We start from the raw sequence: 13291 nt of genomic DNA on the forward strand, positions 1-13291 counted from the left end.
CTCCCCGCCGCGGACACCTTTCCCGCTCTGTTTTTCCCCCCCCCGCCCCCCCGACCCCCCGGGGGTGTTTTAGGGCGGGGGGGGGGTGACTAAACTTGAAATAACCCGCGGGGGGGGGGGGGGGCCCCCCCGCTTGGGGGCCTTTTTATGTACATGTTCACCCCCCGACCCCCGCAGGATTCAGGATTCAGGATTCAGGTTGGGTTTCGCGCGAGCAAACATTCGTCCATGATCGTCGCTTCGCGCCAACACAACACTCGTCATTCTGAGCCCGGCGCAGCGCGGGCGAAGAATCCGGGCGGGGGAACGAGAAGAGTGAAGAGTGAAAGAAGAGACGCTCGTCCTAAATGAACAGTGCGGTCGGCCTCACATCGCTGCATCCTGGATCCTGGATCCTGAATCCTGAATCCTGATCCCTAACCCCTAATCCCTAACCCCTTCCCCTATACAACACCGCCAGCTCCTGCGGGTCCGCACCGAGATGCCACGCAGTGATGATCCTCCAGTTGATGAACGCCGTACCGAGAACTCCCTTTTCGAGAAACCTCCGTCCTGAGGTGAGGACCCTCGCATCGAGGACCTTCGTTCTGCCCCGTTTCTTCATCCGGAGGGCGAGCTCGTAGTCCTCCATGATCGGGATTTCCCGGAATCGCCCGACCTCCTCGAACACGTCACGCCGAATGAACTGCGCCTGGTCTCCCCAGGGACACTTCGTGAGCGATGTCCGGAGGTTGATCATCGCCGCGGCGATCGAGAGGCGCGCCGAGCGTTCGACGAATCCGATGCGGAAGCCGCCGAACTCGACCCCCTCCTCCATCGCCTCGCCGATTGCAGCACCGGCGTCGCGAGGAAGCGTCGTGTCCGCGTGCACGAACGCGAGGACGTCCCCCTCGGCTCTGGCCGCTCCTTCGTTGAGCTGCCGGCCTCTCGGGCCCGGAACGCTGACGACGATCGCACCTCTCTCCCGGGCCACCGACACGGTCGCGTCGGAGCTCCCTCCATCGGAAACGATGACCTCCGACGCACCGGCCTCGATCGCGGAGCTGACGGCAACGCCGATTCGATTTTCCTCGTTCAGCGCGGGGATCACGATCGAGAGCCTGCCGGACATTTCGGGCGATGGTAACATCGGCGCGATGCGCTGCTACGTCCTCACAGGGGGCGAATCGAGAAGAATGGGGACGCCGAAACAGCACCTCATGCTCGACGGACGGTCGTTCCTCCGGCGCACGGTCGACGCGGCACGCGAAGCATTCGACGAGGTCGTCATCGTCAACCGGTCCGGCGATGAGGAAATCGCCGGGGTCCGCACGATCCGCGACGATCACGACGGAGCTGCCGCTGCGATCTTCGGCATCCGCGAAGCACTTCGCGACTCGGACGAGCTCCGCACCTGGATACTTGCGGTCGACTACCCTCTGATGTCCTCGGAAGTTCTCGAGGATCAGCGACGGCGGTTCGAATCATCCTTCGCCGAGCTTTGGGTTCCGGCGGTCGACGGCCGCCCGCACATGCTCTGCGCCGGATGGACCCGGACGCTCATCAGAAGTATCGATCAGGCGATCCGCTCAGAACAGTACACGCTTCGCGCATTTCTCGATCAGGGGCGGACCGAGATCTGCGAGATCACCGATCCACACTGGAGGAAAGCATTCATGAACGTCAACACACGGGACGATCTCGAGAACCTGTCCGACGAGCGCGGCGGCAATGGCGACGACGCGCCGAAGCTTTCGCATCTCGACGAATCCGGCAGCGTCCGAATGGTCGACGTCGGCGCGAAGGCCGTGACGCGACGCGAGGCGGAAGCCGAGGCCATCGTCCGCCTCGGAGAACGCGCGTTCGAAGCCGTTCGGACGAATGCTCTGCCGAAAGGCGACGCGATCGCCACCGCCCGCATCGCGGCCATCATGGCGGCGAAAAAAACTTCCGAGCTCATTCCGATGACGCATCCCCTCGCCATCGATGGTGTCGACATCTCGATCGAGCCGGACGAGGAATCGAGCTCGTTCGTCATCCGGGCGACCGTCCGATGCGAGGGGAAGACGGGGGTGGAGATGGAGGCTCTCACCGCGTGCGCCGTCGCAGCGCTGACCCTCGTCGACATGTGCAAGAGCGCCGACAAGGGAATCGAGATCGAACGGATCCGTCTGACCCGGAAGAGCGGCGGAAAGAGCGGCGAGTGGGTGAGAAGCAGGGATCAGGGGAACGAGAAGAGTGAAGAGTGAAGAGTGAAAGAAGAGACGCCGCGAAGGTAACTTCTCGATCCTCTCACCCTTTTCACAAGCCCCCGCCCAGATCCTTCGCCGTCCTTCGGCGGCTCAGGATGACGCATGTCTGAATGTGGCGAGAGCAAACATTCGTCCCATGATCGTCGCTTCGCGCAAACACCACTCGTCATTCTGAGCCCGGCGAAGCGCGGCGAAGAATCTGGGTGGGGGATCGTGAGTCACCGTTGCCGCTCACTCGTCAACTTCTTTCACTCTTCACTCTTCACTCTTCACTCTTCTCATTCCCCCTAATCCCTACTTCAACCGCAGACCGACTCGATCATGATCGCGCAGACTTCGTACGGATCCATGTTCGCGGCTGGCCGGCGATCTTCGAAATAGCCCTTCCCCGCCTTGTTGACGGCCTGGGGGATCCGGATCGACGCGCCACGATCGCTCACACCTGCACGGAACTCGTTGATGTTGCAGGTCTCGTGAAGTCCGGTGAGCCGTTCCTCGTTGTGCGCCCCGTAGACGGCGATGTGCTCCTTGTGCCGCTTTTCGAGCCTGCGCGCGGCTTCGTGGATCTTTTCGATTCCGCCGTCCTCGCGCATCGCGCGCGTCGAGAAGTTCGTGTGCGCGCCCGCGCCGTTCCAGTCGCCCTTGACCGGCTTCGGGTAGAGCGTTGCGCTGACGTCGAATTCTTCTCCGATCCGGTAGAGCAGCCAGCGGCCGAGCCAGATCTGATCGGCGACCTCGAGCGGAGGGAGCGGGCCGATCTGAAACTCCCACTGCGCCGGCATCACCTCCGAATTGATTCCGGCGATTGCGAGCCCGGCGTCGATGCACGCGTCCATGTGAGCTTCGACGACCTCGCGACCGTAGACTTCGTCGTTGCCGACACCGCAGTAGTAGCCACCCTGCGGAGCGGGAAAGCCCTTCTCCGGCCACCCGAGGGGCTGGTTGCCGTGAAAGAGCGTGTACTCCTGCTCGATGCCGAAAAGGGGCTCCTCGTCGGCGAACTTCTCCGCGACTTCACGCAGCCGTGCCCGTCGGTTGCTCTCGTGCGGAGTGCCGTCGGGATTGAAGACCTCGCATAGCGCGAGCACGTTGTCACCTCCGTGAATCGGGTCGCGGATCAGGGCGACCGGAGTCAGCGTGAGATCGCTGAGCCTCCCCTCTGCCTGATACGTGCTCGACCCGTCGTATCCCCACTCCGGAAGATCTTCGAGCTTGCTGATCTTTCCATCGAGAATCTTCGTCTTGGACCGCAGTTTCGCGGTCGGTTTCTGTCCATCGATCCATATGTATTCGGCTTTGATTTTTCCCAACTTCCTGAGCTCCTCCGGAGGGTGATTTCGAGCGTGGGTAGACGTCGGACCCGGGTTTGATGCGGGTCGCTCTACTCTAAGCCGGAACACCGTTTTTGTCGAGAGATTCGCGGTCCGGAGAGGCCGCTTCCCGGCGGGAAACCTAGGCGCGCCTCAGCCCTTCTCCGTCGTGGATCCAGGCCTGCGCCCTTCCGGCCTCCTTGGCGGCATACATCGCGCTGTCCGCCCGGCGGAGGAGGTCGTTCTTGATCGTGCCGATCTTCCCGTCCAGCCCGTTGTTCGGATCGATCGATGCGATCCCGATCGATGCCGACAGCGCATTTCGGAGATGCAACGCAGGTACACCGAAGCCGTGGTCTTCGGTGACGTACACGTGATCCTCGATCGCTTTCCGGATCGCACCCGCCATCTCCACTCCCTCTTCGAGGGTCGAGCCCGGAGCGATCAAAACGAACTCGTCGCCTCCGTACCGGGAGATGATCACGTCGCCGGAGTCGACCGCCCGGGTGAGGAGGAACGCGACTTCACGCAGCACCTGACTTCCCGCGAGATGCCCCCAGTTGTCGTTGATCTCCTTGAAACGGTCGAGGTCGATGAACAGCGCCGTCAGCTCGCTCTGGTTGTTCAGCGCCCACTCGAGCGAGGTCTCGAGCTTCTGATGAAGGTACCGGTCGTTGTAGAGACCGGTCAGGTCATCGCGGCGCGCCAGCTCGTGCGCGCGTCGTGCGTCGAGCGCATTCTGCAGCGTGAACGAGGTGTAGCCGGCGAAGATCTCGAGCAGTTCGCGATCCGACTCGTGAAAGCGCTGGTCCCCCTTCCGGTTGATCAGCTCGAGCACGCCGCAGACCTCCTTCCCGATGTAGACCGGGACGGCGACGATCGACTTCGCGATGAAACCCATCTCTTTGTCGATGTCGGCCTTGAAGAGCGCATCTTTCAGTACATCCTTCGAAAGGTAGGGCTCGCCCGTGAGGTAGACGTGTCCGGCGATGCCCTCCTGAGCCTCGATCACGCGATCGAGGAGTTTTTCGCTGCCGGGGCCGAACGTGGAGATGAACCGCAGCTCGTTCAGCGCGCGATCGCGCCGCTTGCGTCGAGGGTCGTCCAGAAGGATCGACCCGGCCTCGCTCGGTACGAACTCGCTCGCCTTTCGCAGAATCTCGACCAGGAGCGTGTCGAGTGGCGAAACCGTCCCGAGGTTCATCGCCACCCGGTAGCGTTCGAGAAAGGGACTCAGCTCCTCCGGTTGCAGAGAATGAAATGCGTGCATCGCTGCGCCGAGATTATATGAGCGGCTTGCCCCGTCGCGGCGGGTCGAGCGATCATGGAACCATGAGCAGCCACTCGCCGAGCTCGGCCTCGCCGGATCGCGGTTCATCGAAGCGCGTGCGGCTCGAGCGCCGCTCGCCGGCATCGACCGAGATTCGAAGCGATCTCGTCGCCGTGGAAGAGCCGCTCGAGATTCGGATCGGATGGCCGGGCGACGACGCGGGACATTCGATCGTCACGATGCGGACCCCGGGCGACGACGTCGATCTCTCCATCGGGTATCTCTATTCCGAGGGTCTGATCACCGGCGCCTCGGAGGTCGTGGGTGTCGAGCGTTGTCACGGCACCGCGAACGTCGTGAGGGTCGCGCTGCGGGAGCGCCCGGCAGGGCTCGACGAGGCGCGGCGCTCGGGGATCGCGACCTCCTCCTGCGGCGTCTGCGGCAAGAGCTCGCTCGCGGCCCTCGGAGTGGCGACGATCTGGCCGGTCCGGGAGTTCGCGCCATCGGTCGACGGTGCGGTGCTCGCGGCGCTTCCGGAAGCGCTGCGTGCGGCCCAGGAGGTGTTCGACCGTACGGGCGGACTCCACGCCGCCGCTCTCTTCACGCTCGACGGAGAGCTCGTTGGACTGCGCGAGGACGTCGGCCGGCACAACGCGCTCGACAAGCTGATCGGCTGGTGCGTCCGCCGGGAAGCGGTGCCGCTGGCCGGCAACATCGTCTGTCTGAGCGGCCGGATCAGCTACGAGCTCGTGCAGAAGGCGGCCCGCGCGGGCCTTCCGGTGATCGTCGCCATCTCCGCTCCGTCATCGCTTGCGGTCGAGCTCGCGCGCGAGACCGGCATCACGCTGGCGGGCTTCACGCGCAACGGCTCGTTCAATCTCTATCACGACGAGTCGCGCGTGAGATGAGGATGTAAGGATTTAAGGATTTGAGGATTCGAGCGTCAGTCGTCGCTCACCCACCTCCTCTCCTCGCATCCTCATATCCTTATCCTCATCATGGCTCTTCTCTCTTCAGGATCTCCCGTGCCTTGCGCTCCAGCGTGTCGATGCGTTTCACGATCGAGCTTGCGCGTGTCAGCCAGCACCGGGAGGGCGACGCGCCTGCCGAGCCGCACCGTATCGAGCTCGCGTGATGTCACCCAGCACCGGCGAGGGGCCGGCCTCCTGCCGAGGCGACGACCATTGGCGAATGTTGTCTGCGCGAAGCGACGGGCACGGACGAATGTTTGTTCTCGCGAAAACCCTCACCTCGTCATCCTGAGCGAGTGACCGGCGCCTTGCGACGGTGAATCGGAAATGACACCCGCTGAGTGCGGAAACAACCGAACTCGCGTACTCAAACCAACGTCATCCTGAGCGGGCGGTCGGCGGGCAGGCGAAGGACCTCGCAGGTTGGGACATCAGACCAAGCGAAGCGCTGCAGGAGGGCCGAAGTCCAACAATTTCGTGGTCGTTTCATTAGGAGCCGCCGAAGGACGGCGAAGGATCTGGGGGCGGATCGTGATTCGAAGTGGCGGGTTGATGCAAGGATGACTCACGAGCCCCCGCCAACCTAAAATCCTCATATCCTGTATCCCTTCTCTCTTCACTCTTCGGAAAGAGCCCTGCTGCCCGCTTCGCCTCGCGCGCCTCTTCCCACCGGCAATGCTCTTCATCGCCCCAATGCCCGATGAGGATCACATAGTCGTCCGGGTCTCTGAAGCACAGCTCGCCGCTCGGCATGTAGACGGGATGATTGATCGGACCGGGATCGACGCCGGCCGCCTGGAGTGGGTGCGGAGCGCGACGAGATCGGGGGTGTAGAGATACAGAAGGATCCGGTCGTTCGGTTTCTGCGCGGGTTCCTCGTCCTCGTCGGAGAGAAGAAACATGACCGCCCCTCCCTCGCAGTGGGCCCGCCCCAGACGATCGTGTCGCCATCGAGCTCGACGTCGATCGTCTCGAAACCGAGCAACGCGTAGAAGCGGAGCGAGCGCCAGACGTCGCCGACGTGCAGAAGCGGTGTGGACCATCCAGCCTTCACGGCCATGCCCGGGCGATCTTTACACTCGCCGCGATTACGCCAACCCCAATACCGCCAGCCGTTTGCCCGCCTCCGGGCCTTCTTTCTCCGACCAGCATTCAGAAAAAGCTTGCAATCTGATTTGGTGTTGTAGTTCACTACATCACTACGTCTGGCGGGGACACACTTCCTGCCCCCGCAAGAGCGACGGAACCGAGGATGGACAGCGATTGGAACGACAGCCAGCCGATTTACCGACAGATTCGCGGCCGTGTCGTCGCGCTCATCCTCGACGGCGTGCTCAACGAGGGGGACGCACTCCCCTCGGTGCGCAACGTCGCCGCCGAATACCGGGTCAATCCGCACACGGTGCTGAAGGGTTATCAGCAGCTGGCCGACGAGGGTTTGGTCGAGACGAAGCGAGGTCTCGGGATGTTCGTCAAGCCTGGCGCACGCACCGCTCTGCTCGAGGGGGAACGCCAGAAGTTCCTCGTCGAGGAATGGCCGAGGATCGCGGAAACGATCCGGCGGCTCGGGCTGACACCGGAAGAGCTGCTCGATGCCGCGCCCGAGCCGGTTTCGCCGAACGTCGCAGAGGAGGAAGACTGACGCCATGGCATGCATAGACGCACGCGGCCTCCGAAAGACCTATGGTGCGACCGTCGCGGTGGACGGAATCGATCTCCGCGTCGAGGAAGGCCGCATTCTCGGGCTGATCGGCCCGAACGGCGCGGGAAAGACCACCACGCTCAATGCGATTCTCGGCCTCACGCCTTTCGAGGGTGAGCTGACCGTACTCGGCCGTGATCCCTGGACTGAGCGCGATCAGCTCATGCGTGACGTCTCGTTCATCGCCGACGTCGCGGTGCTGCCGCGCTGGATCCGAGTTTCTCAGCTGCTCGATTACGCGGCCGGCGTCCATCCCCGCTTCGACCGGGCGAAGGCGGAAGCATTTCTCGCGAAGACGGACATCAGACGCACCAGCAAGGTCCGGGAGCTTTCCAAAGGGATGGTGGCGCAGCTTCACCTCGCTCTGGTGATGGCAATCGATGCGAAACTCCTCGTCCTCGACGAACCGACGCTCGGTCTCGACATCCTTTACTCCAGGGCTTTTTACGATTCGCTGCTCAACGATTATTTCGATCGGAGTCGCACCATTGTCGTGACGACTCATCAGGTCGCCGAGATCCAGGACATCCTGACCGACCTCGCATTCATCAGCCGCGGCCGCATCGTGCTCGAGTGCAGCATGGAGGACTTCGATTCACGCTACACCGAGGTGAGGGTGCATCCCGATAACGTCGACGCGGCACGGGCACTGGGGCCGATACACGAGCGCGAGGTGTTCGGCCGCAGCGTCCTTCTGTTCGATCGCGCCGACCGGGCTCAGCTCGCCGCGCTCGGGGAAGTTCGCACGCCGGGCATAGCCGATCTTTTCGTCGCGGTGGTTGGAAAACAGAACGGCGAGACGGAAGGAGCGACTCGATGAACGAGCAGTCGCACACCCCTGTCGAGACCATTCCCGTCGACGAGAGCGCCGCGGAGGGTTCCACCTTGACGCGACCGCTGTACTGGTCGATGCGGCGAGAATTGTGGGAGAACCGCTCCATCACCCTCGCTCCGCTGGCCGTGTCTGCTTTCGTCCTCCTCGGGTCGCTGATCAGCGTCGTCATGATGCGAGGGAAGATCGAGAGTCATCCCACGCAGGACCCGGCAGAGATGCTCGCGATGGTCGTTCGTCCGTTCAGCATGGCTCCTGCTCCGATCATGCTGGCCTCGTTCATCGTCGGCGTCTTCTACTGTCTCGACGCGCTCTACGGAGAACGTCGCGACCGGAGCATCCTCTTCTGGAAGTCGCTGCCGGTCTCGGACCGCACCACCGGAATCTCGAAGATTCTCGTTCCGCTCGTGGTCCTGCCGCTCATAGCCTTCGTCCTGAGCGTGATCACGCAGAGTGTCATGCTCGCCGTCAGCGTACCCGTTCTGCTGAACAGTGCGGTGAGCCCGTGGGCATTGTGGACCGAGCTTCGATTCTTTCAGGGACTGGTGATCATGTTGTACGGCCTGACCGTTCACGCGCTGTGGTTTGCGCCGATCTACGGCTGGTTGGTGCTGGTCTCCGCATGGGCGCGGCGCGCTCCGTTTCTATGGGCCGTCCTGCCGCTTTTCGCAATGTCCGCGGTCGAAAGGATCGCCTTCAGCAGCTCCTGGTTCTCGTCGATGCTGCGGTACCGGGTGCTGGGGGCGATGAAGACCGCTTTCACGTTCGAGCCCGGCTCCGAGGGTGACGTACACCGGCTCTCGCAACTGACGCCGGCGGAATTTCTGAGCTCCGCCGGACTGTGGGTCGGGCTCGCGTTCGCCGTGGCGTTTGTGGCCGCCGCAATCCGCCTGCGTCGGCATCGGGAGCCGATTTGATGATGAATTACCTACGACTCGAGGAGTTCGCCCAGGAGGGTTTTCGATGTCAGTTTCGACAATGCTGTTGATGATCCATATCTGCGGTGCAGTCGTCGGCCTGCTTTCCGGATTCCTGGCGATGGTTCTCCGCAAGGGCTCCGGCCTCCATCGCGTGGCTGGAACCTTCTTTTTCGTGTCGATGCTCGGCATGTCTGCGAGTGCGGCCTATCTCGCCGCGCTGGTAAGACCGAATATGCTCAACCTGACCGTCGGCCTTCTGACGTTCTATCTCGTCGCGACGGCGTGGTGGGCGGCCAGACGCAGAGAAGGCGGCACCGGACCCTTCGACCTCGGCGCCCTTCTGTTCGTATTGATGGTCGCCATGGCGGGGTTCTCTTTCGGGCTCGAGGCGGCAAACAGTCCAGGCGGCACAAAGAACGGAATGCCCGCTCCCATCTACTTCGTCTTCGGCAGCATCGCTTTCCTCTGTGCCATCTCGGACGTTCGCATGTTGATCCGTCGCGGTCTCGGAGGTGGACGACGAATCAGCCGACATCTGTGGCGGATGTGCCTCGCTTTGCTGATCGCCACCGTCTCGCTGTATCCCGGCCAGGGCCAGCTTTTCCCCGATTGGCTGCGTGAAACGAATCTCCTGTTCGTGCCTCACGTACTGCTAATCGGGTCGATGATTTTCTGGAGGTTGCGCGTGAGATCCGCCACACGCCTACGACACGATACAACACCCCCTTCCCCGCTCAATGCGGCGGCGCTCACAGAAGGAGCGCGCGCATGACGGAGACGAAACCCATTCATTGCAGGACCGAGTCACGAGAAACGTCACCCCTGTCCGTCATTCAAGAAAAGGATCAACTCGAATACCGGTAGCCACCTCTGACCACGACCCGCGTCCCATCTTGTCGTTGACACCAGTCAAGATCGTTCAAAAGGAGAATCAATGCGAACACTAGTACAAGCAATTCTGATCTGCTTTGTTGCACCGCCCCTCGTCGCATTTGCCCAGCAGCAGACTACTGTCGCCCCCGCGTCGCAGGTGAGCCCGCTGATCGAGGATAGTGCGGAGCGCTATGACGGAGTGAAAAAGATCCTGCGCCGCACCGCCGAGATCATGCCCGAGGAGAATTACGGCTTCAAGTCAGCCAACGACGTCCGCAGCTTCGGCCAGATCGTGGGACACGTCGCAGACGCACAATATGTGTTCTGTTCACGCGTTCTGGGAGAACAGAATCCATCCCCCGGAGTAGAAAAGAACATCACCTCGAAAGGCGAGTTGATCACAGCCCTCGACGCAGCGTTTGCCTACTGCGAGCGAGCTTATGACGGGATGACAGATGCGTCCGCGATCGAGACGGTCAGGTTCATGGGAGGCGACAACCCGAAGTTCGGCGTACTGTCGGTCAACCAGATTCACACGATCGAACACTATGGAAATCTCGTTACTTATCTGCGGATGAACGATCTCGTCCCGCCAACCAGTGACCCCGACTTCATGAAGCAGCTCCAGAAGAAGAAGTGAGGACGTGAGTACGGCATCCATGACCGAACTTTCCGGAGAGCGACCACTTCTCGAGGCGAGGCTCGCGGGTGTGTTCTACCTGACCACCATCGTCGCCGGCATCTTCGCGCTTTTCTTCGTCGGCGGTAGCCTGGTCGTACGAGGGGATGCTGCGGCAACGGCGAATAATGTTCTCGCAAACGAGTCATTGTTTCGGCTCGGTTTTGCTGCCGAGCTGATCTCGATCGCGGCCTATGTCGCCGTGGTGTCTTTTCTCTATCGGCTGCTCCGCCCCGTTAGCCGACATCTTTCGTTCACGGCGGCCCTTTTCGGGCTGATGGGCAACGCCGTTCTGGCCGTCAATTCTCTGAACCTGATCGTCCCGATGTTTCTCCTGCGTCGACCGGAGCACCTGAGCGGCTTCAGCACGGAACAGGTCCAGTCGCTGGCGCTCACGCTCATCCGGGTTCACGACAGCCTCGGATACAACATCAGCATTGTCTTTTTCGGATTTTATTGTTTGCTGATCGGCATCCTCATTTTCAGATCGACCTTCCTCCCCCGTTTCATTGGTCTGTTGATGCTGCTGGGAGGTCTCGGCTGGCTCATCCACAGCTTCGCAGGCTTTCTGAGCCCGGCGCTCTCGAGCGAGTTGTACCCGTACAGTCTGATTCCGGGCACTGTCGGAGAAGCCGCTCTGACTCTGTGGCTACTCGTGTTCGGTCTGAACCTCGATCGCTGGAGAGTGCAGTCCGGACTGGTGAATGACGCTTCGAATCGAGCGGGAGATAAAGAATGAAACCAGACAGGAGCAGCGCCGGCGCATTGCAGGACGTGAAGATTCACGTGAAGATTAAAATCTCGGCCCTCTGGGTAACCCTGATGCTCTGTTACATCTATGGAGATTACTTCGGTCTCTACAAGCCGAGAACGCTCGAAGCGATGCTCGAAGGAAGAATGGGACCGCTGGGGCCAGTGACGCAGGGGATGCTGCTGGGGACTTCCGTCATGATGGCAATCCCCGCTCTCATGGTTTTTCTGTCCCTGGTGCTGCCACCGGTCGTCAATCGATGGTCGAATATCGTGCTGGGCGTGATCTATACGATCATTATGTTGATCACCATGCCGGGTGCCTGGCTCTTCTATCTCTTTCTGGGAATCGTGGAGATCGTTCTTTCTCTACTCATCGTCTGGTACGCGTGGAACTGGCCCCGGCATGAAACGACGAGCGACGATAGCATCGAGGCGTAACTCGAGATTCTGATTGATATTGCACTCACAGGAACCAACGACATGAATGACGTCAGCACTCTTCGGCTTTATCTGCTGCGCGGAATGTACCTGCTCATTGCGGTCGGCCTTGCAGCAACCATCTGGCCGCACATCCTCTCACCCTCGAGCCTGGTGGCAGGCCCGAGCTCGGTCATACGAGCGCTGCTGGGAGCACTGGCCGTGATGTGCCTGCTCGGTCTTCGCTATCCCCTGCAGATGCTGCCGCTCCTTCTGTTCGAGCTCCTATGGAAGGTCATCTGGGTCACGGCATCGGCCATACCGATGTGGCTCGGGCCAGGCCTCGACGCATACGCTTCCGAGACGCTGTTTGCCTGTCTCATGGGTGTCGTCCTGGTCCCGATCGTCATTCCCTGGGGCTACGTGATCAGACGCTATGTGAGATCCCCGGGCGAGCCGTGGAGCAGCGCACCCGATCGCGCCCCGAGGAAGATGTGATCTAGCGCGCGATTGAAACAGGAAACCGCTGGCGAGCCGCGCTGCGTGCTTCACGCGCCATCATTAAGGTAGACATTACGCAAGCTCGTGGGCGCAGGGTGCGCCGCAGTCAATAAGAGCACCGCCACGCGATCCGCGAACCTCCAACCTCAAACCTCCAACGTTCCTCTTCTCTTTACACTCTTCACTCTTCACTCTTCACTCTTCACTCTTCACTCTTCAGAATCTCGCGTGCCTTGCGCTCCATCTCGGGCGTCAGTTCCGCTGAGCGCGGCGGCAGCTCCGTCGTTCCCCGCTCTCCGCTCTGCTCGATGTCCTCGATGAGGAGTTTCATCTCGGCGATCTCACGGACCTGCGCCTCGATGATCTTGTCCGCCAGTTCGCGAACCCGAGGATCGCTGATACTCGCCTTGCGCCCGTTGTTGATGGCGATCGAGTGGTGCGGGATCATCGACTCCATGAACCGGATGTCGTCGATCACGGCCTGTGACCGGTTCGCCCACAGCAGGATGACTGCGAGCACCCCGGCTACGACCACGACCGCGACCTTCGTCCCGATCCCTTTGTACATCGGCCACATGAACGCGAGCATCACGACGGCCATGATGCATCCCATGGCCAGCGACGCGATCAATCGATTCAGACTGAACGTCGCGTGATCGGCTGAATATACGAGCTGGTACATCAGAAAGAACATGATGACCGTCGAGGTGATGATCATCCCGGCGAATCGGCCCCAGCTCATTCCCGTCTTTTCATTCTTCTGATCCATGTCGGCTCCCTGATCTCTGGCGAATTGAATTTGAGAGGCACGGCAGCAAGAACATCGCCAGTG

Annotated in this window: 15 protein-coding genes; 10 read left to right on the top strand and 5 right to left on the bottom strand. The window is 61.4% G+C overall.

All coding sequences use genetic code 11. The annotated features are described in order from the left end of the window. Positions 1-430 precede the first annotated feature (430 nt). Positions 431-1111, bottom strand: coding sequence for a TIGR04283 family arsenosugar biosynthesis glycosyltransferase (locus tag KY459_11765; protein ID MBW3565393.1), 681 nt, complete (start codon positions 1109-1111; stop codon positions 431-433). 64 nt (positions 1112-1175) lie between these two features. Between KY459_11765 and moaC the strand changes: the two genes are divergently transcribed. Then, entirely contained in the window at positions 1176-2228 is a 1053-nt protein-coding gene (moaC, locus tag KY459_11770; GenBank protein ID MBW3565394.1) for a cyclic pyranopterin monophosphate synthase MoaC, read from the top strand. A gap of 302 nt (positions 2229-2530) precedes the next feature. Here moaC and KY459_11775 read toward each other — a convergent pair whose 3' ends face one another. Both KY459_11775 and KY459_11780 read right to left on the bottom strand, forming a co-directional pair. Then, positions 2531-3541, bottom strand: a complete 1011-nt coding sequence (locus KY459_11775; GenBank protein MBW3565395.1) for a glutamine synthetase beta-grasp domain-containing protein — start codon at positions 3539-3541, stop codon at positions 2531-2533. Positions 3542-3683: 142 nt separating this feature from the next. Further along, positions 3684-4811, bottom strand: coding sequence for a sensor domain-containing diguanylate cyclase (locus tag KY459_11780; GenBank protein MBW3565396.1), 1128 nt, complete (start codon positions 4809-4811; stop codon positions 3684-3686). Positions 4812-4873: 62 nt separating this feature from the next. Here KY459_11780 and fdhD point away from each other — a divergent pair, with 62 nt between their 5' ends. Further along, entirely contained in the window at positions 4874-5719 is an 846-nt protein-coding gene (gene fdhD / locus KY459_11785) for a formate dehydrogenase accessory sulfurtransferase FdhD (protein ID MBW3565397.1), read from the top strand. Between the two features lie 770 nt (positions 5720-6489). Here fdhD and KY459_11790 read toward each other — a convergent pair. Continuing rightward, entirely contained in the window at positions 6490-6684 is a 195-nt protein-coding gene (locus KY459_11790) for a hypothetical protein (GenBank protein MBW3565398.1), read from the bottom strand. A 350-nt stretch (positions 6685-7034) separates the two neighbouring features. Between KY459_11790 and KY459_11795 the strand changes: the two genes are divergently transcribed. The 8 genes from KY459_11795 to KY459_11830 all read left to right on the top strand — a co-directional run bounded on the left by KY459_11795 (position 7035) and on the right by KY459_11830 (position 12456). Further along, positions 7035-7424 (top strand): GntR family transcriptional regulator, encoded by a 390-nt coding sequence (locus KY459_11795; protein ID MBW3565399.1) that lies wholly within the window; start codon positions 7035-7037, stop codon positions 7422-7424. A gap of 4 nt (positions 7425-7428) precedes the next feature. Next, on the top strand, positions 7429-8304 hold the full coding sequence (locus tag KY459_11800; GenBank protein ID MBW3565400.1) for an ABC transporter ATP-binding protein: 876 nt from the start codon (positions 7429-7431) through the stop codon (positions 8302-8304). Continuing rightward, entirely contained in the window at positions 8301-9233 is a 933-nt protein-coding gene (locus KY459_11805) for an ABC transporter permease (protein ID MBW3565401.1), read from the top strand. Before KY459_11800 ends, KY459_11805 begins: the two co-directional genes overlap by 4 nt. A gap of 46 nt (positions 9234-9279) precedes the next feature. Next, on the top strand, positions 9280-10008 hold the full coding sequence (locus tag KY459_11810) for a hypothetical protein (protein ID MBW3565402.1): 729 nt from the start codon (positions 9280-9282) through the stop codon (positions 10006-10008). A gap of 162 nt (positions 10009-10170) precedes the next feature. Further along, positions 10171-10749 (top strand): DinB family protein, encoded by a 579-nt coding sequence (locus KY459_11815; GenBank protein ID MBW3565403.1) that lies wholly within the window; start codon positions 10171-10173, stop codon positions 10747-10749. Between the two features lie 4 nt (positions 10750-10753). Beyond that, complete coding sequence (locus KY459_11820; protein MBW3565404.1) at positions 10754-11527, top strand: DUF4386 domain-containing protein; 774 nt, start codon at positions 10754-10756, stop codon at positions 11525-11527. Further along, positions 11524-11979, top strand: a complete 456-nt coding sequence (locus KY459_11825; GenBank protein ID MBW3565405.1) for a hypothetical protein — start codon at positions 11524-11526, stop codon at positions 11977-11979. Before KY459_11820 ends, KY459_11825 begins: the two co-directional genes overlap by 4 nt. A gap of 42 nt (positions 11980-12021) precedes the next feature. Beyond that, positions 12022-12456, top strand: coding sequence for a hypothetical protein (locus tag KY459_11830; GenBank protein MBW3565406.1), 435 nt, complete (start codon positions 12022-12024; stop codon positions 12454-12456). Between the two features lie 205 nt (positions 12457-12661). Here KY459_11830 and KY459_11835 read toward each other — a convergent pair whose 3' ends face one another. Continuing rightward, complete coding sequence (locus KY459_11835) at positions 12662-13228, bottom strand: DUF305 domain-containing protein (GenBank protein MBW3565407.1); 567 nt, start codon at positions 13226-13228, stop codon at positions 12662-12664. Between the last annotated feature and the right edge of the window lie 63 nt (positions 13229-13291).

It is taken from the genome of Acidobacteriota bacterium, from assembly GCA_019347945.1.
Taxonomy (GTDB): Bacteria; Acidobacteriota; Thermoanaerobaculia; order Gp7-AA8; family JAHWKK01; genus JAHWKK01.